The 22,897-nt window shown below is 62.6% G+C and carries 24 protein-coding genes; 9 read left to right on the forward strand and 15 right to left on the reverse strand.

Features of this window, described 5'->3' with window-relative positions; all coding sequences use genetic code 11:
• Positions 1 to 15 precede the first annotated feature (15 nt).
• The 8 genes from M5B98_RS17660 to M5B98_RS17695 form a co-directional block, all read right to left on the reverse strand.
• On the reverse strand, positions 16 to 1,299 hold the full coding sequence (locus M5B98_RS17660; protein WP_248743438.1) for an NAD(P)/FAD-dependent oxidoreductase: 1,284 nt from the start codon (positions 1,297 to 1,299) through the stop codon (positions 16 to 18).
• Positions 1,300 to 1,332: 33 nt separating this feature from the next.
• Entirely contained in the window at positions 1,333 to 2,697 is a 1,365-nt protein-coding gene (locus tag M5B98_RS17665; protein WP_248743439.1) for a glutamine synthetase family protein, read from the reverse strand.
• 423 nt (positions 2,698 to 3,120) lie between these two features.
• Positions 3,121 to 4,467, reverse strand: a complete 1,347-nt coding sequence (chrA, locus tag M5B98_RS17670; protein ID WP_248743440.1) for a chromate efflux transporter — start codon at positions 4,465 to 4,467, stop codon at positions 3,121 to 3,123.
• Between the two features lie 71 nt (positions 4,468 to 4,538).
• Complete coding sequence (moaE, locus tag M5B98_RS17675; protein WP_248743441.1) at positions 4,539 to 5,000, reverse strand: molybdopterin synthase catalytic subunit MoaE; 462 nt, start codon at positions 4,998 to 5,000, stop codon at positions 4,539 to 4,541.
• Between the two features lie 3 nt (positions 5,001 to 5,003).
• Complete coding sequence (locus M5B98_RS17680; RefSeq protein WP_248743442.1) at positions 5,004 to 5,255, reverse strand: MoaD/ThiS family protein; 252 nt, start codon at positions 5,253 to 5,255, stop codon at positions 5,004 to 5,006.
• Positions 5,252 to 5,737 carry a cyclic pyranopterin monophosphate synthase MoaC gene (gene moaC, locus M5B98_RS17685; protein ID WP_248743443.1) on the reverse strand — a complete coding sequence of 162 codons (486 nt, stop codon included), beginning with the start codon at positions 5,735 to 5,737 and terminating at the stop codon, positions 5,252 to 5,254. Before moaC ends, M5B98_RS17680 begins: the two co-directional genes overlap by 4 nt.
• The gene (gene fdhD, locus M5B98_RS17690; RefSeq protein ID WP_248743444.1) at positions 5,734 to 6,576 is read right to left on the reverse strand and encodes a formate dehydrogenase accessory sulfurtransferase FdhD; all 843 of its coding nucleotides are present in this window, start codon (positions 6,574 to 6,576) and stop codon (positions 5,734 to 5,736) included. Before fdhD ends, moaC begins: the two co-directional genes overlap by 4 nt.
• 108 nt (positions 6,577 to 6,684) lie before the next feature.
• Positions 6,685 to 7,584: a LysR family transcriptional regulator gene (locus M5B98_RS17695; RefSeq protein ID WP_085708636.1), complete on the reverse strand. Its 900-nt coding sequence runs from the start codon at positions 7,582 to 7,584 to the stop codon at positions 6,685 to 6,687.
• Positions 7,585 to 7,882: 298 nt separating this feature from the next.
• On the opposite strand from M5B98_RS17695, the gene moaB reads away from it, so the two are divergent.
• A complete protein-coding gene (gene moaB, locus M5B98_RS17700) occupies positions 7,883 to 8,422 on the forward strand; it encodes a molybdenum cofactor biosynthesis protein B (protein ID WP_248743445.1) in 540 nt (179 codons plus the stop codon).
• Positions 8,419 to 9,624, forward strand: a complete 1,206-nt coding sequence (glp, locus tag M5B98_RS17705; protein WP_248743446.1) for a gephyrin-like molybdotransferase Glp — start codon at positions 8,419 to 8,421, stop codon at positions 9,622 to 9,624. Before moaB ends, glp begins: the two co-directional genes overlap by 4 nt.
• A 6-nt stretch (positions 9,625 to 9,630) precedes the next feature.
• Here glp and M5B98_RS17710 read toward each other — a convergent pair whose 3' ends face one another.
• Positions 9,631 to 10,428 (reverse strand): MipA/OmpV family protein, encoded by a 798-nt coding sequence (locus M5B98_RS17710; protein ID WP_248743447.1) that lies wholly within the window; start codon positions 10,426 to 10,428, stop codon positions 9,631 to 9,633.
• 100 nt (positions 10,429 to 10,528) lie between these two features.
• Entirely contained in the window at positions 10,529 to 11,017 is a 489-nt protein-coding gene (locus tag M5B98_RS17715) for a GFA family protein (RefSeq protein WP_134827287.1), read from the reverse strand.
• Between the two features lie 233 nt (positions 11,018 to 11,250).
• On the opposite strand from M5B98_RS17715, the gene M5B98_RS17720 reads away from it, so the two are divergent.
• The 3 genes from M5B98_RS17720 (at position 11,251) to M5B98_RS17730 (ending at position 14,450) form a co-directional block, all read left to right on the forward strand.
• Positions 11,251 to 12,135, forward strand: a complete 885-nt coding sequence (locus tag M5B98_RS17720; protein ID WP_248743448.1) for a LysR substrate-binding domain-containing protein — start codon at positions 11,251 to 11,253, stop codon at positions 12,133 to 12,135.
• A 99-nt stretch (positions 12,136 to 12,234) separates the two neighbouring features.
• A complete protein-coding gene (aguA, locus tag M5B98_RS17725; protein ID WP_248743449.1) occupies positions 12,235 to 13,350 on the forward strand; it encodes an agmatine deiminase in 1,116 nt (371 codons plus the stop codon).
• Positions 13,351 to 13,352: 2 nt separating this feature from the next.
• Entirely contained in the window at positions 13,353 to 14,450 is a 1,098-nt protein-coding gene (locus tag M5B98_RS17730) for an extracellular solute-binding protein (RefSeq protein WP_248743450.1), read from the forward strand.
• A 13-nt stretch (positions 14,451 to 14,463) separates the two neighbouring features.
• Here the strand turns inward: M5B98_RS17730 and M5B98_RS17735 are convergent, their stop codons facing one another.
• From M5B98_RS17735 to M5B98_RS17745, 3 genes are read right to left on the reverse strand one after another with little or no spacing between them, the layout of a single operon-like run.
• Positions 14,464 to 15,090 (reverse strand): DNA-3-methyladenine glycosylase family protein, encoded by a 627-nt coding sequence (locus tag M5B98_RS17735; protein WP_248743451.1) that lies wholly within the window; start codon positions 15,088 to 15,090, stop codon positions 14,464 to 14,466.
• A 3-nt stretch (positions 15,091 to 15,093) separates the two neighbouring features.
• Positions 15,094 to 15,891: an isocitrate lyase/PEP mutase family protein gene (locus M5B98_RS17740; RefSeq protein ID WP_248743452.1), complete on the reverse strand. Its 798-nt coding sequence runs from the start codon at positions 15,889 to 15,891 to the stop codon at positions 15,094 to 15,096.
• A 22-nt stretch (positions 15,892 to 15,913) separates the two neighbouring features.
• Complete coding sequence (locus M5B98_RS17745; RefSeq protein WP_248743453.1) at positions 15,914 to 16,996, reverse strand: bifunctional transcriptional activator/DNA repair enzyme AdaA; 1,083 nt, start codon at positions 16,994 to 16,996, stop codon at positions 15,914 to 15,916.
• Between the two features lie 109 nt (positions 16,997 to 17,105).
• Between M5B98_RS17745 and M5B98_RS17750 the strand changes: the two genes are divergently transcribed.
• The gene (locus M5B98_RS17750; RefSeq protein ID WP_248743454.1) at positions 17,106 to 17,519 is read left to right on the forward strand and encodes a VOC family protein; all 414 of its coding nucleotides are present in this window, start codon (positions 17,106 to 17,108) and stop codon (positions 17,517 to 17,519) included.
• Here M5B98_RS17750 and M5B98_RS17755 read toward each other — a convergent pair.
• Complete coding sequence (locus tag M5B98_RS17755) at positions 17,516 to 18,136, reverse strand: LysE family translocator (protein ID WP_114882264.1); 621 nt, start codon at positions 18,134 to 18,136, stop codon at positions 17,516 to 17,518. The genes M5B98_RS17750 and M5B98_RS17755 overlap by 4 nt on opposite strands.
• A gap of 273 nt (positions 18,137 to 18,409) precedes the next feature.
• On the opposite strand from M5B98_RS17755, the gene M5B98_RS17760 reads away from it, so the two are divergent.
• A complete protein-coding gene (locus M5B98_RS17760; RefSeq protein ID WP_248743455.1) occupies positions 18,410 to 19,015 on the forward strand; it encodes a biliverdin-producing heme oxygenase in 606 nt (201 codons plus the stop codon).
• A complete protein-coding gene (locus M5B98_RS17765; protein ID WP_248743456.1) occupies positions 19,012 to 21,249 on the forward strand; it encodes an ATP-binding protein in 2,238 nt (745 codons plus the stop codon). Before M5B98_RS17760 ends, M5B98_RS17765 begins: the two co-directional genes overlap by 4 nt.
• On the opposite strand, the gene M5B98_RS17770 is transcribed toward M5B98_RS17765, so the two are convergent.
• A complete protein-coding gene (locus M5B98_RS17770; protein ID WP_248743457.1) occupies positions 21,227 to 22,012 on the reverse strand; it encodes a type 1 glutamine amidotransferase domain-containing protein in 786 nt (261 codons plus the stop codon). The genes M5B98_RS17765 and M5B98_RS17770 overlap by 23 nt on opposite strands.
• A gap of 141 nt (positions 22,013 to 22,153) precedes the next feature.
• Here M5B98_RS17770 and M5B98_RS17775 point away from each other — a divergent pair, with 141 nt between their 5' ends.
• On the forward strand, positions 22,154 to 22,741 hold the full coding sequence (locus M5B98_RS17775; RefSeq protein ID WP_248743458.1) for a LysE family translocator: 588 nt from the start codon (positions 22,154 to 22,156) through the stop codon (positions 22,739 to 22,741).
• Positions 22,742 to 22,897 lie beyond the last annotated feature (156 nt).

Consider the following 22,897-nt stretch of genomic DNA (forward strand, 5'->3'; position numbering starts at 1 on the left):
ATGGGGCCCGTTCAATCAGCGCAATTTTTCCAGCATCTGGTAGTACCACATGCCGGCCACGAGCATCGGATTCCCCAGCAGATCCCCCATCGGCACACGAATGTGCGAGCACGCGGCGAACGTGTCGAACTGCTGCATCTGCCCGGTGATCGCCCGGCTCATGATTTCGCCCATGATGTGGGTCGTGGCGATGCCATGGCCGGAGTAGCCCTGGCAATACCAGACGTTGTCCGAGAGCTTGCCCAGTTGCGGGATGCGGTTGATGACGATGCCCATCGCGCAGCTCCACTGGTAATCGATCTTCACCCCTTTGAGCGCCGGGAAGGTCTGTTCGATGCACGGCCGCAGTTCTCCGGCGATGTCCCGTGAGTCCTTGCCGCTGTAATTGGCGCCGCCGCCGAACAGCAGGCGGCCGTCGGCGGTGAGGCGGTAGTAGTCGAGGACGAAGCGGCAGTCGTATACCGCGAGGTCTTCAGGATTGATCTGTTTGGCCAGGTCCCCCAGGGGCTCGGTGGTGACGATGCCGCCCATGGCCGGGAAGATCTTGCCCTTGAGCTGGCCCGGTTCGAGTTTGTGATAGACATCGCCGGCCAGCAGCACCTGATTGGCGTCGATCCGGCCGTGAGCGGTGCGAACACCCGGGTTGTCGCCGTGAATGATCTCCAGCACTTCGCTGTTTTCGAAGATCAGCGCGCCGAGGCTTTCCGCCGCCCGCGCCTCGCCGATGCACAGATTGAGCGGGTGCAGATGCATGTTGCGGGTGTTCTTGATTGCGCCGTGATAGAGGTCGCTTTGCAGCAGATCGCGCACTTGGCTACGGTCGAGCAGGCTGACGTCATCGCCCATGCCGCGACGTACGGCTTCGTCGTAGTCGCTGCGCAAACCGGCCATGTGGCTTGGCTTGTACGCCGCATGCAAATGGCCGTGTTTGAGGTCGCAATCGATTCCGTATTTCTCGACACGTTGTTTGATGATTTCGTGGCCGCGCCAGCGCAGGTGCCAGATGAAGTCGTCGACGTCATCGCCCAATGTGTTGCGCATCTGTTTGCGCATCGCGCCGTCTCCGGACAGGCTGCCGGTGACTTGGCCGCCATTGCGCCCGGTGGCGCCCCAGCCGATCTTGTGGCTTTCGACGATGGCGACTTTCAAGCCTTTTTCGGCCAGTTCGACAGCGGTGGCGACGCCGGTGAAACCGCCGCCGATGATCACCACATCGACCTTGTGCCGGCCTTGCAGGGGCGGGTAGTCGGTGTCGCGGTTGAGGGTCGCGGTGTAGTAGGAATTGCTGCGTTCAGTCATGTCGGTATCCAAGGCAAAAAGAGGAAAAAAGGATCAGGCTTCGGTCAGGTACCAGCGCCAGTCCTGCTCACCCACTTCGGCCATGAACTGCCGGTATTCCGCACGCTTCACTGCCAGATACACCCCGAGAAATTCCTGCCCCAGCGCATCCCTTGCCCACGCTGATTTTTCCAGTGCCGTGAGCGAAGTCAGCCAGTCGGTCGGCAGCAATTCCTTCGCCTGCGCATAGCCATTGCCTTGCACCGGTTCGCCCGGATCGATGTCTTCTTTTATGCCGCGATGAATGCCCGCGAGGATTGCCGCCGCCGCCAGATACGGGTTGGCATCGGCGCCGCAGATGCGGTGTTCGATGTGCCGGGTGTTGGCCGGGCCGCCGGGCACGCGCAGGCTGACGGTGCGGTTGTCGACGCCCCAGGTCGGCGCCAGTGGCGCGTAGCTGTTGGCCTGGAAGCGACGGTAGGAGTTGGCGTTGGGGCAAAACAGCAGCAGCGAATCGAGCAACGAGGCGAGCATCCCGCCAATCGCGGTGCGCAGCAGCGGGGTGCCGGCCGGATCCTCGGAGGCAAACAGATTGCGCCCCTCGGCATCGGCGAGGCTGACGTGCATATGCATGCCGGTGCCCGCCAGATCATCGAAGGGTTTGGCCATGAACGTTGCCTGCATGCCGTGCTTGTGCGCCACGGCTTTGACCAACCGTTTGTAGCGCACGGCCTGGTCCATCGCCTCCAGCGCATCGCCGTGTTCGAGGGTGATTTCCACCTGGCCCGGCGCGTATTCCGAGATCGCCGTGCGCGCCGGAATGCCGTGCAGTTTGCAGGCGCTGTAGAGGTCGGCGAGGAACGGCTCGATCTGCTCCAGCTCACGCAAACCGTAGACCTGGGTGTGCCTCGGTCGACCGCCGTCGGCATCCAGCGCCGGTTGCGGGCGGCCATTGTGATCGCGTTTCGCGTCGAGCAGATAGAACTCCAGCTCGCAGGCCATCACCGGGTGGTAACCCTCGGCCTTGAGGGCGTCGATGACCTTGATCAGCAGGTGACGCGGATCGGCAATGCTCGCCGGCATGCCTTGTTCCGGGTGCATGCTGACCTGCACCGCAGCGGTGGGAATCTGCCGCCATGGCAGGCGTACCAGACTGCCTTCCAGCGGGTAGGCGCGGCAGTCGATGTCGCCGACGTCCCACACCAGACCGGAGTTTTCCACGTCCTCGCCGTGCACGGTCAGGCCGAGGATGGTGCTCGGCAGTGGGCGACCGCTTTCGTACACGGCGAGCAGTTCTTCACGGTGCAACAGCTTGCCGCGCGGCACGCCGTTGGCGTCGAGGATGAACAGCTCGATCATGCCGATGTCGGGGTTCTGATCCAGAAAATTGCGTGCGTCTTCAATGGCTGCGAATTTCATAATCAATCACTCACGATGGCGCCGCACAGGCGCGCATATTCGGGCCGGACGCAGCTCGGCAAAAGGCGCGGGCGTCCTGGCAGGGATATCGAAAAAAGAGGGGGAGCTGTCGCGATTTTTAACGGCGCGATCAGACGGACAGGCAGATATCCGGCGGGCGTGCGGAGTGACGCAGCTTGGAACGGCTCAGGGCCATGGGGAGATTGACGATGCGATTCATGCGCGGCCCCTGTGAAGGAGGGCGCACAGTGCAGAGACGTTCAACGATTCTGATTGTTGTAGTGACGTGCTCATGACGCGTGTTTCCGTTGGCGGAAAACGTCGGCGGCGGGAGTGTCCCGCCATGCCGGTGTGGCTGGATAGTAAGGGGGAAGTCCGGGATAAGTAAACGCCTGATTCCGATGCGCGCGGCAAGCCAGCGGCTCAGCGCAACAGATGAAACCCCAGCCCGACGAGGGCGCAAACGATCAACACCTCGATCACCCCGCGCTTGAAAATAAACAGCCCGAGGGTGGCGGCGAGGGCGAGCAACAGCGCAAAAAAATCAGGCTGTGCGGCAAAACCCTTGGGCCAGAACACGTGGTAAGCAAAGAAACACGCCAGATTGAGGATCACCCCGACCACGGCTGCGGTGATCGCCGTCAGCGGTGCGGTGAACTTCAATTCGTTGTGGGTCGACTCCACCAGCGGCCCGCCGGCAAGGATGAACAGGAACGAAGGCAGGAAGGTGAACCAGGTCACCAGCGTCGCGGCCAGCGCACCGGCGGCGAACGCATGTTCCGGGCCGAACGTCGGTTGCACATAAGCCCCGACGAACCCGACGAACGCCACCACCATGATCAGCGGCCCCGGCGTGGTTTCGCCCAAGGCCAGTCCGTCGATCATCTGCGTCGGCGTCAGCCAGCCGTAATGCCCGACCGCTCCCTGATACACGTAGGGCAGCACCGCATAAGCGCCGCCGAACGTCAGCAATGCCGCTTTGGTGAAGAACCAGCCCATCTGGGTGAAGGTGCCTTCCCAGCCGAACAATGCTGTCAGCAGCGCCATCGGCAGACACCACAGCAACGCGCCGATCAACACCAGACGCAACAGCCTCGGGAGACTGAATCGCGCATGTTCGGGTGGTGGGGTGTCGTCATCGATCAGCGCCGGGCCGAAGGACTTTTCGCTGCTTCGATGACCGCCATTGTTGAACCGCTGCGGCGCCCAGCGTCCGCCGAAATACCCGATCAATGCTGCACCGAGCACGATCAGCGGGAATGGCACGTTGAAGGCGAAGATCGCCACGAACGCCGCTCCGGCAATTGCCCACAACCAGCCATTTTTCAAGGCCCGCGAGCCGATGCGATGAGCCGCGTGCAACACAATCGCGGTCACCGCCGGTTTGATTCCGTAAAACACCCCGGCCACCACCGGCACGTCGCCGAACGCGATGTACACCCAGGACAGGGCAATCAGGATCAGCAGCGAAGGCAGCACAAACAATGCGCCTGCCAACACACCGCCACGGGTTCGGTGCAGCAGCCAGCCGATATAGGTCGCCAGTTGCTGGGCCTCCGGGCCGGGCAGCAACATGCAGTAGTTGAGCGCATGCAGAAAGCGCCGTTCAGAAATCCAGCGCCGGCGCTCCACCAGTTCCTGGTGCATGATCGCGATCTGCCCGGCGGGACCGCCGAAGCCGATGCAGCCGAGTTTGAGCCAGAAGGGCCAGGCCTGACGCAGGCTGACAGGCTGGGGGCGAGGCAAGTCCTCGGGGGGCGTCGTGCTCAAGTGCGGCTCCACGGTCCAATCGGTGCGAGCCGCTATCTAATCAGGCTTTTGTTGCAGCCGACAGTGCTCTGTCAGGCATGCGCCAGACTCCAGCGAACCGCCGCATTCTGATCACTCTCGCGCGCCTCGACCCAATGCGCCCCCTCAGGCGTGGTCTCCCGCTTCCAGAACGGCGCTCGTGTCTTCAGCACATCCATGATGAACGCACAGGCCTCGAACGCCGCATGCCGATGCTTGCTGCTGACGCCAACAAACACGATCGGCTCGGTCACCGACAGCGCGCCGACCCGATGCACGATCTCTACCGCCAGCAGCGGCCAACGCTCGCGGGCCTGTTCGGCGATCTGCTCCAGAGCCTTCTCGGTCATGCCCGGATAGTGTTCCAGAAACAGCTCCGTCACCGACTGCCCGACGTTCAGATCCCGAACGTAACCAATGAAATTCACCACCGCGCCGACCCGTGGATTGCGCGCATGCAGATCCGCAATCAACTGACCGGCATCGAAGCCTTTACGCTGGACTCGAACGCCCATGGTTCAACCTCCCGTGACCGGCGGGAAAAACGCGATCTCGTCGAAATCCTCGATGGCCTGATCCGGCTGGCAAAGCTCCTGATTCACCGCGCACATCAGGTTGCTGGCGCCGAGCACTTCGCGCCACAAGTCGCCACGCTGCATCAACATTTGCCGCACGTCCTCGACACACGCGAGGGTGCTGCTGGCCGGAATTTTTTCACCGCCCAGATTGAGCCGGTCACGGTAGCTGGCGAAGTAGTTGATCAGAATCATTGCGGGTTCTCCCATTGAAAGTGCCCTGAGCGGCCGCCCTGTTTGCTGAGCAAGCGGATCTCGCCGATGACCATCGCCCGGTCCACCGCTTTGCACATGTCGTAGATCGTCAGCGCGGCGACGCTGGCGGCGGTCAGGGCTTCGAGTTCGACGCCGGTCTGGCCGGTGAGGCGGCAGGTGCTGGTGATCTGCACGCGGTCCGGTTCGCAGGCCTTGAGTTCGACGTGGATCGAACTGAGCAGCAGCGCATGACACAGGGGAATCAACTCATGGGTGCGCTTGGCCGCCTGAATCCCGGCGATCCGCGCCACGGCGAACACGTCGCCCTTGGGGTGGCCGTTGGACTGGATCATTTGCAGGGTTTCAGGACGCATCTGCACCCAGGCTTGCGCGGTGGCTTCACGGCGGGTCGCAGCTTTGTCACTGACGTCGACCATGTTGGCGCGGCCCTGATCGTCGAGGTGGGTGAGGGTTTCGCTCATTCGGTTGGTTCCTGGATCGGGCTGTAGATTCGGGGGGCGTTGCGGTGCGGGATGTGGATCAGGTTCAAGCGGTGCTTGAGGGCCCAGCGCACGGTCAACGCGGTGGGCGCGGACAGGCTGACGAGGGTGCCGAGGCGGGCACGCACGGCTTTGTGGATCAGTTCAAGACTGCAGCGGCTGGTGACCACGACGAAGCCCTGACGTGCATCGAGGCCTTCGAATTGCAGGGCGCCGATCAGCTTGTCGAGGGCGTTGTGGCGGCCGATGTCTTCGCGGCACAGCAGCGCTTCGCCGTCGGCGTCGAAGTACAACGCCGCGTGCAGGGCGCCGCTGCTGCGGGCCAGTTGCTGGGCCTGTTCGATGCGCTGGCGGATGCCGTCGAAATGCGCGGCCGGTGGCAGCGGCGTCGGCGTCAGGATTTCCAGTTGCGGCAGCGCCTGCTCAAGGGCCTCCACGCCGCAGAGCCCGCAACCGCTGGTGCCGGCCATCTGCCGGCGATGTTCTTTCAGGGCCCAGAACGCGCGGCTGGAAATCTGCACATCGGCCTGGCAGGCCTGGTCGAAATGGGTCAGGCGGATGTCGTGGATATCGTCGAGGCTGTCGACGATGGCGTTGCTCAGGCTGAAGCCGCGCATGAAGTCTTCGATGTTGCCGGGCGAGACCATCATCACGGCCTGGTTCAGGCCGTTGTAGCTGATCGCTAATGCAATTTCCGCCGCCAATGCCGCGTGGGACACCGGCGCGTCGTCGAGGTACTCGCGGTACGGCACTTGCGCCGGTTGTGGCGCGGGGGCGTTGGCGTCGCCCGGTTCGATGGTTGATTCAACCTGACACAGCATCCTGAAAATCCCCGAAGCGCTGAAGTGGGTTCAGGCTACGGGGCAGGGAAAAGTGCGTCCAATCGCTTGTTCCGATGCAGTGATTGGATTGGTCGATCACTGAAGGCGTTAAACGGCAGGCGCCTCAATCCCGAACATCTTCCGCGCCTCGGCAAAACACTTCTCGGCAATCGCCGAACGCGGTTCAGTCTTGCGCATCACCAGCCCCAACGGCGCGAGCACACTGGCATCCGGCAAGTTGATGAAAGCCAGATGTTCGATCGGTTCTTCCAGACCGCTGTCCAGCGGCATGATCGAGCAGCAGAAACCCTGGTGAATCGCCTGCAGCAATTGATAGGTCGAATCGCTTTCCATGATCGGCTGCGGATTCAGCCCGCGACTGCGGAAACTCAGGTCGATGGATTTTCGGTAATGCATGCCGGTGGTGATCATCCCCAGCGGCAGTTCGGCGGCGTCTTCCCAGCTCATCTCCGGGCCTTCGAAATGGAAGTGGCGGGTGTCGTAAAGCAGGCCGACGCGGGTCTCGCCGATCTCGAAAAACTCGAAATAATTCGGGTTGACGTGGTCCAGATAGCACACGCCCAGGTCCAGCTGATTGTTGCCCAGGCCTTCGATGATCTCGTCCGAGCTCAGGGACGACAGGCTGTATTTCAGCTCGGGAAATATCCCGGACAACCCCTGAATGTAATTGACCGGATTGAAGTTGCTCAGCGGCACCAGCCCCAGACGCAGGCTGCCGACCAGTTGCCCGCGGCAGGCAGCAGCTTCGGCGAACAACCCGTCGTGGGCGGCCAGCAGGGTGCGGGCCCAGGCCAGTACGCGCTCGCCGGCCTGGGTGAAACCCTCGAAGCGCTGGCCGCGATTGACCAGCACCAGATCCAGCTCGTCTTCCAGATTGCGCAGGCGCATCGACAGGGTCGGCTGGGTGATGTGGCAGCGCGCGGCGGCCTGGCCGAAGTGGCGGGTTTCGTCCAGCGCGATCAGGAACTTGAGTTGTTTGATGTCCACGATGGCACCTGCTCGAAGGGAAATTTGGATTGAGTATTGACGCAGATGCGTACGGCGCACGAAAAGCGCAGGTGGCGACGATCCCACTGATCGCGTTTTACGTCCAATCGGAAGCGTTGAAGAGGCTATCGAGGGATTCAATCATGGCCGGTTTCATTGGCTGGATCAGTGAGCGCCGCCCGATAAAAAACAGCCGATAGAGCGGCTCGATAATGTGGTTGGTTAGAGTGATTAGACAGTCTTGATAAGTGGCACTTAGGCTCTGGCCCAATTGAATTGGCGAAGGCCGGAGAGTGCCATGAGTGTTAAAGCGGATGCCCTGTTTGTTCCCTTGAATATTGCCGTGCTGACGGTCAGCGATACCCGCGATTACGCCAGCGATACCTCCGGCCAGTTGCTGGTCAGCCGCTTGCTCGAAGCCGGCCACACCTTGAGTGAACGCAACCTGCTCAAGGACGATCTGTACAAGATCCGCGCTCAGGTCGCGCAGTGGATCGCCGACGACAACATCCAAGTGGTACTGATCACCGGCGGCACCGGTTTCACTGGCCGCGACAGCACCCCTGAAGCCGTGGCTTGCCTGCTGGACAAGCAGATCGACGGCTTTGGCGAGCTGTTCCGCGCCATCTCGATTCTCGACATCGGCACCTCCACCGTCCAAAGCCGCGCGCTGGCAGGCCTGTCCAACGGCACGCTGGTGTGCTGCCTGCCGGGTTCCACCGGCGCGTGCCGCACGGCGTGGGAAGGCATCCTCGCCGAGCAACTGGATAACCGTCATCGCCCGTGCAACTTCGTCCCGCACCTCAAACCGGTGCAAGCCTGCGGGCCACGGGGATGAGCAAGCCCGGATTGATGCCGGTCGAGGACGCACTCGACCAGTTGCTGGCAATGGCCAACGAACAACGTCTGCCGGACAGCGAACCGGTGCCGCTCAATGAGGCGCGCGGTCGAGTATTGGCCAGCGATCTGGTCGCCACCCTCGACCTGCCGCCATGGCCGAACAGCGCCATGGACGGCTACGCATTGAACCTCGCCGATCTGCACCGCCAGCCATTGAGCGTCTCGCAACGGGTCTACGCCGGATTGGCGCCGGATGCCTTGCTGCCCGGCACCTGTGCACGGATCTTCACTGGTGCGCCATTGCCCAATGGCGCCAATTGCGTGGAAATGCAGGAAAACACCGAGGTGCTGGAGGACGGTCGCATACGTTTCCTGCAACCGCTGAAAGTCGGCCAGAACATCCGCGCCCAGGGCCAGGAGAACCGCGTCGGCGACACTCTGCTGCGCGCCGGCAAGCGCCTCGGCCCGTTCGAACTGGCGGTGGCGGCGGGGCAGGGCATGACCCATCTGCCGGTGGTGCGCCGCCCGCGAGTGGCATTGCTCTCTACCGGTGACGAACTGGTCGAACCGGGCCAGCCATTGCGCCCCGGCAGCATCTACAACAGCAATCGCACCTTGCTCGATCACTGGTTGCGCGAACTCGGTTGCGAGGTGATCGACGCCGGGATTCTTCCTGATCGCCCGGCGCAGACCCGGCTCAAGCTTGAGCAACTACAAGTGGCGGCCGACCTGATTCTGACCACGGGCGGCGTGTCTGCCGGCGATGCCGATTGCCTCGGCCAGGTGCTGCGCGACAACGGCAAACCGCTGCTGTGGAAGCTCGCGATCAAACCCGGCAAACCGCTGACGGTCGGGCATTTCGGCACGGTGCCGGTGATCGGCCTGCCGGGTAATCCAACCTCGGCGCTGGTGACCTTCGGCCTGCTGGCGCGCCCGTATCTGCTGCGCATTCAGGGCGTGGAAGAGGTGATGCCGTTGAGCTTCACCGTCAACGCCGGGTTCGACTGGCCGAAACCCGGCAGCCGTCGCGAGTACCTGCGGGTGCGTCTGGAGGGCGGGCAGGCGGCGCTGTATCCGAATCAGAGTTCCGGCGTTCTCCTCGGCGCGACCTGGGCGGACGGGCTGGTGGAAATCCCGGAGAACAGTACGTTGCGAATGGGCGATCCACTGCGCTTCATTCCGTTCAGCGAGCTGTTTTAAGCCTGTTCAAAAGGTGTAGATCATTTGTCCGGCGAGGGACGTTTGCAGCCGACGCTCGACAATCGGGCTGTCGGCCGCTTCGTGATTCAGGTACTGCACCGCCAGAACGGTCGAGACACTCCACTGTTTGTCCAGCGGCAATGACCACGTCAGATCCGCGCCACGGCTGATCAACCCGGCCCGGGCCTTGTACGCGCGGAACTGGCTGCGCGAAGCCTGGGCATCGCTGACGCCGTACCAGGTGCGCATGTAGTTGCTGTCGCCGAACTGGCTGTTGAGTCCGCCGGAAACCTTGCCGAACCGTCCTTCATAGAGCGGCGCGCTGATGCTCAGCTTGAGGCGGTTCCAGGCCGAGCCGGTGTCGTGGTCATCGTCGTCCTTTTCCAGGGCATGCTCGAAACTCGCGCCGAGAATGAGCGGGCCCAGGTGATACGTCCCGTCGAGCCCGATCACCGGGCGTGACTTGATCGAGCCCATGCCGTTGAGTTCGTCCGAGCCCTTGTAACCGGTCTTGCGATCCTTGCGCACGTCGCTGGCGCCGATGTAGACGCTGAGGCCGAAATCCTCTTCATCGAAACCCCAGCCCAGACCTCGACTGCTGTCGAGGAACACGCCGTAGGGACTGATAATTTCAACACCCACCAACGGCGCAACCGTCCGCTCGCCGCTGCCGCTGTAACGCGGCGCACTGACGGCGCCGGCGCGCAGCGTGGTGTGCCAGTCTTCGGCGCGCAGTGAGTCGCCGGGCAGCAGCAGGCAAAGGGAGGTCAGGGACAGCGAGAGCGTACGCAACGAAACCGGCATGGGGCACCCGATGGGGAATGTGGATGCGCCATGCTAGGCGGGTGCCCACCGGCAATCTTTGGCAGCTTTGTCGGGAAACTGTCAAAGACTGTGAAGGCGGCTACCGGGTCAATCCCAGCCGTTCGTGCCATTGGGCGATGGATTCTTCGGGGTAGACCTCGAATTGCCGGTCCTTCGCGCTCGCCTGCACTTCGACCCACGGCGCTTTCGAGCCGAGCATCAGGTGGGTGTGCTCCGGCGGCACCGGCAACGGTGTGTCGATGGCCGAGGCGAACGGGTGGATCAGTTCCGGCCATTCCGGGCTGAACAGCCACAGTCCGCTGCCGCACAACGAGCAGAAATGCCGCTCGGCGGTGCTGCGATGGGCGCGTTTGTCGCCATCGTCTTTCATCTTCGCGTGGTAGATCGTGATGTTTTTGCGACCGCGCACCTTGAGGCTGGCCGCGTCGCCGCCGAGGTTGATCGCATAGCCGCCACCGCCCTGGGTCTTGCGGCAGATCGAGCAATAGCAGCGTTGATAAGGGTAGGGGTGGGCACTGTCGAGGGTGAATGAAACCGCGCCGCAGTGGCAGGAGCCTTCGAGGTGCATGGTGGCCTCCGGTTTGGCGTTGTCGATGCGGTTCAGCCTAGAAGAGATGTCGCGCCTGTGCCGCCGCTATCGCGAGCAAGCTCGCTCCCACAGGATTTGCGGTGTGCCCTCTATCTTTCAAACTCTGAATATCCCTGTGGGAGCGAGCTTGCTCGCGATGAACGATAACGCGGTAAAACTGGACGCCCACGAATCCGAAGGTCAGCATGTCCGCAAAAAAAGGGACTCAACCCATGCGCCGACTACCTTCCCTGGCCGCCCTGCGAACCTTCGAGTGCGCCGCCCGCCACGCGCATTTCGGCCGGGCCGCCGCCGAGCTGTGCGTCACCGACAGCGCCGTCAGCCACCAGATCCGCCAGCTCGAAGAGCAACTGGGCGTGCCGCTGTTCATCCGCGAGGGCCGGCAGATTCGCCCGACCATCGCCGCCGGGCGCCTGATGCAGAGCTTGCAACAGGCCTTCGAACTGATCGGCGACGCTTGCGATGAATTACGCGATCCATCCTCGCTCGCCGTGTTGCGGCTGGCGGTCACGGCGGAACTGGCGCAGAAGTGGCTGATGAACCGCCTCACCGATTTCTATGCGCGCTATCCGCACATCACCTTGCACCTCTACGAACAGCCGATCGACGCCACCGCGCCCGGCGAAGACATCGATCTGGCGATCACCTACGGCACAGGCCCGGTGGACAGCAGCGCGTATTTCGTCCGCCCGTTGCCGGCGTTGCAGTTCTTCCCGGTGTGCAGCCCGGGCCTGTTCAACCAGGGCAACCTGAAAACCCCGAAGGACCTGGCCCGCCATTGCCTGCTGCACGACGATCAGGACGGCAAGACCTGGACCGCGTGGCTGACCAGCCATGCCGGCGACTTGCGCCCGGAACGCCAGTTGTATTTCGCCCACGCCGGGCTGGCGCTGGAAGCTGCGGCGCAAGGGCAGGGCGTGGCGATGGGCGACAACCTCACGGCGCAGGAAGACTTGCAGAACGGGCGTCTGGTGCGACCGTTCACTTCCAGCATGACCGCGCTGGGTCAATACGCGCTGGTCTGCGAGCGGGTGCGCCTGGAGCGTCCGGCGGTGGCGCAGATGCTCGAATGGTTCAACGATCAACTGGCGGATTGATGAGTTGAATTCAACTGTTCCGAAATAATCATCGTTGGCGGGCCGACCGCCCGCGACCGTAGCCTGAGGTCATTCCCATCCCGATGACGAGGTTTGACCATGGCACGTTTGCTCGACTCCACCCCGAAACAGGACGGCTTCCGTCTGCCCGGCGAATTCGAAGCCAAGTCCGGTTGCTGGCTCGGCTGGCCGGAGCGCACCGACGTCTGGCGCAACGGTGCCAAGCCTGCGCAGAAAGTCTGGGTGCAGATCGTCACCGCGATCTCCCACAGCGAACCGGTGACGGTCTGCGCTTCGGCGGCCCAGTTCGCCACCGCCCGCCGCCAGTTGCCGCCGCAAGTGCGGGTGGTGGAGATGACCTGCAACGACACCTGGTTCCGCGACAGCGGCCCGTGCTTCGTGGTCAACGACCAGAGCGGTGAAGTGCGTGGCGTCGACTTCGAATTCAACGCCTACGGCGGCCTCGATGGCGGGCTCTACTACCCGTGGGACAAGGACGACCAGATCGCCAGCAAGATCCTCGAAATCGAACGCTTCGACCGTTATCGCGCGCCATTGATTGCAGAACTCGGCGGCATCCAGAGCGACGGCCAGGGCAGCATCCTCACCACCGAGCAGTGCCTGCTCAACCGCAATCGCAACCAGCACCTGGGCAAGGACGAAGTGACCCGCCGGCTCACCGACTATCTCGGCGCCGAGCAAGTGATCTGGCTGCCGCGCGGTTGCAAGTTCGACGAAACCGACGGTCATGTCGATGACCTCGCGTGTTTCGTACGCCCAGGCGAAGTGGTGCTGCAATGGACCGACAACCGTGACGATCCGCAGTGGGAAATCTATCAGGAGGCCTACGACATCCTGCGCAGCACCCGCGACAGCCGTGGCCGCGAACTGATCGTGCACAAATTGCCGCAACCGGACGTACTGGAGTGGACCGCCGAAGAAGCCGAAGGCCTCGATCAGCAGGACAGCACCCACACCCGTCAGGCCGGCACCAAAATCTGCGCGTCGTACATCAACTACTACGCCGGCAACAGCTCGATCGTGGTGCCGCTGTTCGGTGATCGCAACGACCAGGTGGCGCTGGCGACCCTCGCCGAACTGTTCCCGCAGCACAAGATCGTCGGCATCGAAAACTCCCGGGAAATCCTGCTCGGTGGCGGCAACGTCGCGTGCATCACCATGCCGCAATACGCCGGCCAGAAAAAAGGAGCCTGAGCATGGGCCTGCACAAACTGAGTAAAGCGTTATTGCTGGTGCTTGCACCCCTGTGTGTGCAGGCCGCCGAGCCGGCGAAACCGGTGGTCAATCTGTATATCTGGGGCGAGTACCTGGCCCCGGACACCCTGAAGAATTTCGAGGCGAAAACCGGGATTCAGGTGGTCGCCGATCACTTTGATTCGCTGGAAACCGTCGAGACCAAACTGCTCACCGGCCGCAGCGGCTACGACCTGGTGCTGACGGCCGGCCAGCACCTGTCGCGGGCCATCGAGAGCGGCGCGATCCAGACCCTGAACAAGCAGCAACTCCCGCACTTTGCCGGAGTTGGCGAGGAGTTCCGTCAGCACATGGCGGTGTTCGATCCGGGCAACCGCTACGCCGGGATCTACGCCTGGGGCACCACCGGCGTCGGCTATCAGGAGGAAGCCGTGAAACAGCGGCTGCCTGAGGCGCCACGGGACAGCTGGGCGATGCTGTTCGATCCGGCCGTGGTGTCGAAATTCGCCGATTGCGGGGTGAGCCTGCTCAACGATCCGAACGAAGTGTTCGCGGCGGTCATGAAGTACATGGGCCTGGACATCAACCGCCAGAGCCTCGATGACCTGAAACTCGCCGAGCAGCAACTGGCGAAGATCCGCCCCTACATCCGCTACTTCGACAACGACCTGAACATCAGCGACCTGGCCAACGGCAACACCTGCGTGGCGATGTCGTGGAACGGCAACGTTGCCATTGCGGCGGGCCAGGCAGAGGCGGCGAAAAAGCCGTTCAAGTTGAATTACCGGATTCCAAAGGAGGGCACGCTGATCTGGTTCGATGCGATGGTCATTCCCAAGGATGCACCGCATCCCGAGGCCGGCCTGGCATTGATGGATTATTTGATGACGCCAGAGGTGATCGCGCCGATCACCGATACGATTCACTACGCCAATGCGATCACGGCGGCGGACGGGTTGATTGATCCGGCGATTCGTAATGATCCGGGGACGTATCCGCCGGAGGCGGTGAGGGCTTCGTTGTACAGCAAGAACGACAACGGCAAGGCGTTCAACCGGGCGTTGGTGAGGGCGTTCAGTCGGTTGAAGTCGGGCCTTTGAAAGCCGCCCTCACTTACGGTGAGGGCGCTTTTGGCACCCGCCACAAATACCACGCCGCCACCGTCCGAAACGGCTTCCAATCCAACCCGATCTCGATCATCTGCTTGCGCGTCGGCTGCACCTCCAGCCCCTTCAATCGCCGATACCCCTCGCGCACACCAAAGTCATCCGCCGGCAGAATATCCGGCCGTTCCAGGCTATAAATCAGCAACATCTCCACCGTCCAGCGCCCAACCCCGCGCAGGCTGACCAACCGCTCGATCAGCGCTTCATCCTCCATCGCCAGCGCAGTCGAGTAATCCGGCACCATGCCGTCCAGCGTCGCCCGGGCAATCCCCTGAATCGTCGCAATCTTGCCCGCCGAAAACCCGCAACTGCGCAGTCGATCAAAATCCGTGGCAAGAATCTGCTCCGGACGCGGAAACGTCTGCCCGGGAAACAACCCCACCAACCGCCCGACAATCGCGTCGCCAGCCCTTGCATGCAGTTGCTGATAGGCAATCGCCCGCACCAGCGATTCATAAGGATCGCGCGCCGGGTGCGGCTGGTGCAGGCAAGGGCCGACCGCAGCGATGTGGCGCTGCCAGTCGGCGTCGAGGCTGGCCAGAAATTCGCTGGCCGGTTGATAAGGATCGGGCATGGCTTACTTCAGCAGACCGTTGACTTCGCCATAGGTGAAAGCCTTGAGGTCGTGGGTGTCGAGCTTGCCGCTGGCGAGGAAGCTTTTCACCAGAGAACCCATGGCGCCGTACATGAACTCGGCGATGCCGGAGCCGGCGCTCAAGCGGCGTACACCGAGGGTTTTCAGTTCGTCGGGGGAGGGCAGGTCGGCGAAGCCAAGAACGTTGACCGGCAACGTCGTGCCTTTGCAGATGGCTTCGATTTCGTAGGCAGACGTCACGCCAGCGGCGAACAAACCATCGGCCCCGGCTGCCTGGTATAGCGCGGCACGACGCAAGGTTTCGGCAACGCGATCTTCGGCCGGCACCAGACTTTTCAGATAAACGTCCGTACGGGCGTTGATGAACAGCTTCACATCGCGCTTGTCGGCGACTTGCCGCGCGACTTCAATCTTGCGCGCCAGCAGTTCCGGCGTGCCGCTGCCGTCTTCGATGTTGATCCCGACAGCGCCGGCTGCGACCACCGCATCGATCACTTCGGCGACCCGGTCGAGATCATCGGAATAACCGGCCTCGATGTCCACGCTCAACGGCACCTTGATGACCCGGGCAATCGACTCCACGGTGCTGATCAAGCGCTCTAGCGGCAGGGTATTGCCGTCCGGGTAACCGTGGGCCCAGGCCACGGCGGCACTGCTGGTGGCGACGGCTTTGCCACCAAGCTGCTCGACCAGTCGCGCGCCGGTGGCGTCGGCGACGTTGGTCAGGATCAGCAGGCCATCGTGGTGCAACTGGTGAAACTGTGTGTCGAGCGCGTTCATCGAAATCCCTTCTTGTCGTCGTTCAGAAAGCCAGCGGTTGCGTCAGTTGCACGGCAGCGTTTTCCAGCCTGAGCAGAAACGCCTTGCGCGGTTGCCCACCACCATAGCCGGTCAGCGAGCCGTCCGCACCGATCACCCGATGGCATGGCACCACGATCGACAAGCGATTGTGCCCGTTGGCCAGGCCCACCGCGCGACTGGCGCCGGGTTTGCCCAGTCGTGCGGCGATGGTGCCGTAAGTGCTGGTCTGGCCGTAGGGGATTTGTCGCAGTTCGGCCCAGACCTGACGGGCAAACTCGCTGCCGGGCAGATGCAATGGCACGCTGAATTCGCTCAGTTTGCCGGCAAAGTACAGCGCCAGTTCGTTTTCGATCTGCTGCAAATGCGCGTTGTGCCCCGGTGCGACCACGTAGCCGTAGCGGTTTTGCAGTTCTTCGACTTCGCGGGTCAGCGCCGGGCGGTCGAGAAACTCCAGCAACACCAGTCCGCGTCGCTCGGCCATGGCGATCATCGGCCCCAGCGGTGTGGTCAGACGGGTGAACAGCAGCGGTTCGCTGGCCGCTGCGCGTCCCGGCGTGATGTGGAATGACTTTTGAAACGCATCGCGAAAACCGCTGAGGGATTCATAGCCGGAGTCGAACGCCGCATGGTCGATGGACGTGCCTTGCTTGATCCCGCCCAGTGCCACACCGAGCCGACGGGTGCGCAACCACGCGTGAAACGTCATGCCGAAATGCTGCTTGAACCAGCGCCGCAGCTTCAGCGGTTCGATGCCCTCGGCAAGCAATTGCGCGTCGCTCCAGCGCAGCTCCGGATCGGCGTCGACGGCTTTCAATAGCCGTTGCACCCAGTCCGGGGCGATGGCGGCAGCGTCCAGCGGTTTGCAGCGCAAACAGGCGCGATAGCCGGCGGACAGGCACTCGTCAGCGTGGGCGAAGAACTCGACGTTTTCCGGTTTCGGCTTGCGCGCCGTGCAGGTCGGGCGGCAAAAGATCCCGGTGGTTTTCACCGCCGTGAAGAACACGCCTTCATAGGCAGTGTCGCTTGCGAGCATGGCGCGAACCATTTCGGCGTGAGGGGGCAGGACAGCGGTCTGTATGTTCATGGGCCGAGGATAAAACCAGTTATTCGATGGCTCCACCGAAAAATCGACAGTGAATTTTCGGGCCGCTGCACTACAGTGATCGAGTCGCTACAACTCGGGAAATGAAGGTATGCCACCGTTCACGATTCACCACATCGATCACATCGTGCTGCGCGTTGCGGATCTGCAACGCAGCATTGATTTCTACGACCGGGTCTTCGGCGCCGAAGTGGTCAAGCGCAACGAAAAGTTCGGTCTGGTGCACCTGCGCGCCGGCACGTCGATGATCGATCTGGTCGATCTCGAAGGGGAAATCGGCCGCAAGGGTGGCGCCGCTGCCGGCAGCGAGCGGCGCAATGTCGATCACTTCTGCCTGCGCATCGAGCCGTTCGATGAAGCGGCGCTGGTCAGCCATTTGCAATCCTGCGGCCTGACCGTCGACAAGGCCGCCACCCGTTTCGGCGCAGAGGGCAACGGCCTGTCGCTGTACTGCTTTGATCCGGACGGCAATCAGGTCGAACTCAAAGGCCCGTCCGAAGCTTAGGCGCGTTTGGCCATCAGCAACACCGAAGCCGCTGCCGACAACAGCCCTGCGCAGCAACGATTGAAAATCCGCTTGCCGCGCGGCTCGGCGAACCAGCGGCGCATGTGCAGGCCCATGTAGGCGTAGGCGCTGATGGCGATCCATTCCAGCAGCAGGAACAGCACGCCCAGCAGCATGAACTGCGGGGTGATGGCGCGGTTCGGGTCGACGAATTGCGGCAGGAATGCGGTGAATATGAGAATTGCTTTTGGATTTCCTGCGGCCACCAGGAATTCCTGACGTGCCAGCGCCAGCAGTCCACTTGCCGGCGCGGTAATGGCGTCTTCAGCGGCAGGATTCGCCCGCCACAGCTGCCACGCCAGATACAGCAGATACCCCGCACCGACAATCTTGATCCCGTAGAACAGCAGCTCGGAGGTCTGCAGCACCACCGCCAGCCCCGCCGCCGCGAGGGCGATCATCCCGGCGAACGCCAACAACCGACCGACCCCGGCCACACAGGCGCGACGATAGCCGTAGCGGGTGGCGTTGCTGACCGACAGCAGGTTGTTCGGGCCGGGCGCCATGTTCAAGGCGAAACAGGCGGGCAGAAACAGGGAAAGGGTGGCGAGATCCATGGCGCGGGCTCCGGTGGCGGGACGGCTATTTTTATCATGCTGACGGCAGGCCGGAACCGTACAGTCAGACTGCGGAGTCGCGGTACAGCGATTGTCGGGGGTGAATCCGTTCGAACTTTCTGCCGCCCCGTCAACTCTGAAACCGTCACAGGGTGATGAATCCGCCAGAAAAAATTATCTGCCGGGTCAGAAAGGACAATTGCCGTGTAAGCTTTCGCGCCATGCGTTTCCATTCCCTAATGGCCCCAGGCGGCCCACTGTACGAGCGACTACATGCAAGCAAAGGCCCGCGAGGTTCATGTGCCACCGGTGTTGCAGGACTTGCGCGCCGGCACCGCCGAACTGCACATCGCCCTGGAAAAACGCCTTCCTTTTTTCTCCGACACCCTTGATCTGCACGCTTTCGAGCGATTGATGCGCGCCTATTACGGCTTCTATCAGCCACTGGAAGCCGCGTTGCAGGACAGCGGCGCGATCCCCGCCGATTTCGATCTGGCTTCACGCCTCAAGGCGCCGACCCTGCAACGCGACCTGCACGCGTTGGGCGCAAACGGCGAGGACTTTTCGCTCTGCGGCCAGTTGCCCGTCATCGACTCTGCCGCCGCATGCCTGGGCGTGCTGTACGTGCTGGAAGGCGCGACCCTCGGCGGGCAGATCCTGCGCCGGGAAATCGCCTCGCGGCTGAGCCTGGACGCAGACAACGGCGCGGCATTTCTGGACGTCTACGGCGCCGCCACCGGCCGGCGCTGGCGCGACTTCATCGAATACCTCGGCAGCCGCCCGATGGACGCCGGCGAGCGTGAAGCCGTCGTGGCGGCCGCTCACACCACATTCAGCTGTTTCGAGCGCTGGCTCGAAAGCCAGGAGGTTCTGGTATGACCCCGCAAGACAAAGAAGCCTTTGAAGAGTTGCTGGCCAACTGCGCCGACGAGCCGATCCGCTTTCCCGGCGCGATCCAGCCCCACGGTCTGCTGCTGACCCTGAGCGAGCCCGAGCTTTCGATCATCCAGATCAGCGCCAACGTCGAGACCTTGCTCGCGCGCCCGGCCCCGGAACTGATCGGCCAGCCGCTGCACAGCCTGATCGGCGATGCCCATGCCGCGCAGGTTCGCGAGGCCTTGCAGCAACCGACCCTGTCCGACGCGCCGCCGCTGCACTTTCGCCTCAACGGCACGGCGTTCGAAGGCTTGCTGCATCGGCATCAGGATGTGCTGATCCTGGAGCTGGAAATCCACGTCGAAAACTTCCAGCCGCGCAACGTCGCCGGCACTGAAACCCACTTGGGGCGGATGCTCGCGCGCCTGCAAAAGGCCCAGAGCCTGCAGGCGCTGTACGACATCAGCGTCAAGGAAATCCAGGCCATGACCGGATACGACCGGGTGCTGATCTATCGCTTCGAAGAGGAGGGCCACGGTCAGGTCATCGCCGAAGCGTCCGATCCGTCGATGGAGGTCTTCAACGGCTTGTTCTTCCCGGCCTCCGATATCCCCGAGCAGGCCCGCGAGCTGTACCGCACCAACTGGCTGCGGATTATCCCCAATGCCGACTATCAACCGGTGCCACTGGTACCCAAGTTGCGCCCGGACACCCAGACTCCGCTGGACCTGAGCTTCGCCACGCTGCGCAGCGTGTCGCCGATTCACTGCCAGTACATGAAGAACATGGGCGTGCTGTCGTCGATGAGTATTTCCCTGCTCAAGGGCGACAAGCTCTGGGGCCTGATCAGTTGCGGCAACCGCCAGCCGCTGCACGTGCCGCACGAATTGCGCACCGCATGCCAGACCATCGGCCAGGTGCTGTCGTTGCAGATCAGCGCGATGGAAGCGCTGGAAGTCAGCCGTCAGCGTGAAGAAAAGGTCGAGGCGCTGGCGCTGCTCAATCAGGCGATGATCGACTCGCCACAGAATGTTTTCGATGGACTGGCCAACCAGCCGCAGGTCCTGATGGCGCTGGCCAATGCCGGCGGTATCGCGATCATTGAAGACAAGCAATTGCACCGTTACGGCAATTGCCCGGAGCCGGAAGAAATTCGCGCCCTGCACAAATGGTTGCAGGAGCGTGGCGAGCCGGTGTTTGCCAGTCATCACCTGGCCAGCGTCTACCCGCCGGCCGCGCAGTATCAGCAGGTCGCCAGCGGCGTGCTCGCCATGAGCCTGCCCAAACCGGTGGACAACGGCGTGCTGTGGTTCCGCCCCGAAGTCAAAGAGAACATCAACTGGAGCGGCGACCCGCGCAAGCCGCTGGACCTGGAAAACTCCGACGCCGGCCTGCGCCTGCGGCCGCGCACCTCGTTCGAAATCTGGAAGGTCGAGATGGCCGGGATCTCCACCAAGTGGAGCCATGGCGATCTGTTTGCCGCCAACGACCTACGTCGCTCGGCACTGGAAAACGATCTGGCCCGCCAGGTGCGCCGCGAGCAGGAAGCGGTGCGCGCCCGTGATGAACTGGTGGCGGTGGTTTCCCACGATCTGCGCAACCCGATGACCGTCATTTCGATGCTGTGCGGCATGATGCAAAAGGCTTTCAGCTCGGACGGCCCGCACACCTCACGACGCATCTCCACCGCCATCGACACCATGCAGCAAGCCGCCGGGCGCATGAACACGTTGCTGGAAGACTTGCTCGATACCTCGAAAATCGACGCCGGGCGTTACACCATCGCGCCGCAGAAACTCGATGTCGCGCAGATGTTCGAAGAGGCGCAGTCACTGCTCGCGCCGTTGGCGCTGGACAAGGACATCAGCATCTCGTTCGAGGCCGATCCCGATCTGAGCATCCATGCCGACCCGGAGCGGCTGTTCCAGGTGCTGTCGAATCTGGTGGGCAACGCGATCAAATTCACCCCGCGTCTGGGCACGGTCGATGTGTTTGCCAAATCGGTTGGTGACGACATCGTCTTCACGGTGCGCGACAGCGGCGAAGGCATCCCCAAGGATCACTTGCCGCATGTGTTCGACCGTTACTGGACGGTGAAGGAGGGCAATCCGAACGGCACCGGGCTGGGCCTGTACATCACGCAAGGCATCGTCGAGGCCCATGGCGGGCGGATCGTGGCCGAGAGCGAGCCAGGGCAGGGCAGCGAATTCCGCTTCACCGTGCCACGTCTGGACTGAGCAGCGGCTCGCGACGGGTGGCCTGCAACAGGGCCACCCATTCGGCGGCGAATCGATGGCAGTCGCCGGGCCAGCGCGCCGTCAGCAGGTTGCCGTCGCGCACCACAAAACCGATTTGCGGGTTCTCTGCGTGGTCGCGTTTGGCGATGAGCGGGCCGCGTATAAAATCAGCCTTGCTCGCCAGTGCGGTTTTCACTTCTGCTTCGACGGTCTGCTTGTAGGTGCGGTAGTAGCGCCCCAGCCACGCGGCGGTCATCAGCCACGCTGGCAATTCCATGGTTGCCGCCAGCAGTGCCGTAACCTTGCGCCCGAACAACACCGAACTCCCGGTGTCGGGATCAAGCGTCCGGGCCAGCAACAACACGCCATGACACACCGCCGCCACGGGTTTTTCGGCCTTGAAAAATTGCAGGGCGATCTGCTGGGCCTGTTTGGATTCCAGCAATGTGCGCATCCCTTTGGCATGGCCGCCGGGAATCAGCAAACCGTCAAACCGCGCCGTATCGATATCGGCATACGCCAGCGGCTGCTTGAACGCTTCGGACTCGATCATCTGCGTGTAATTGTGAAGGTCGGCCTTTCGCGTCATCAGCATCGCACTCAGCAGGCCAAAACCGATGTCCACCAGTCGCGGATCGGCATGGGCGGGCAAGCCTTGCGGGGTGGCAAAACGTACTTCGATGCCCGCTTCGCATAATGCCTGCCACGGCACGCTGCTTTCGGTGGGATCGTAATCGGAGGCTGGCAACAGAATCAGAATCATGGAGGGCGACTTCCTGGTCGAGAGTGGTCACTGAGGTAGAGCGTAGTGGGTCTGCAGGCGTGGGGGTAATTTCCTTCAATACCGCCCGGTGTGTGCTGACTACTGTGGGCGCCTTGTTCCTCGATTTGAAGCAGGTGTGCGATGAGTCTGATTGTGTCGATGGCGGCGTTTGCCCTGGCCGCATCCATTACCCCGGGGCCGGTGAATATCGTGGCGTTGAGTTCGGGGGCGCAGTTCGGCTTTCGCGCCAGTCAGCGGCATGTGGCGGGGGCGACGCTGGGGTTTGTGTTGTTGCTGGTGTTGATGGGGCTGGGATTGCATGAAGTGCTTACGCTGTGGCCGTCGCTGACCCGCGTGGTGCAACTGGCCGGGGTGGCGTTTCTGTTGTTCATGGCCTGGAAACTGGCCACCGATGACGGTCAGCTGAATACGGGAGAATCGGGCAGGGCCCCGTCGATGCTCTATGGCGCAGTGATGCAGTGGCTCAACCCCAAGGCCTGGCTGGCCTGCGTGGCGGGGATGGGCGCGTTCGTGGCTGATGGCGAGGCGCGGCTGGTATGGCAGTTTGCGGCGGTGTATCTGGTGATCTGTTATCTGTCGGTCGGGTGTTGGGTGTATGCCGGGACGTTCTTGCGTGGCTATCTCGGCAACCCGGCGGGGATGCGCTTGTTCAATCGGGTGATGGCGTTGCTGTTGGCGGTGAGTGCGGGGTATCTGTTGCTGCCGTAAGCGTGGCGGCTCTTGGGTTTAAAGGTGTTTAAGGATGCTTCCGGCAAGCTACGACACCTTGCGCCATTGCCTACGCATCCGCCAGAATCCGCCGGCTTGTGGGCCTTGGGGCCGGGTTCTATCGTGTGTCGGTCGCTGACGAATCAGCGATCGGGT

Source organism: Pseudomonas sp. MWU12-3088, from assembly GCF_023242405.1.
GTDB lineage: Bacteria > Pseudomonadota > Gammaproteobacteria > Pseudomonadales > Pseudomonadaceae > Aquipseudomonas > Aquipseudomonas kribbensis.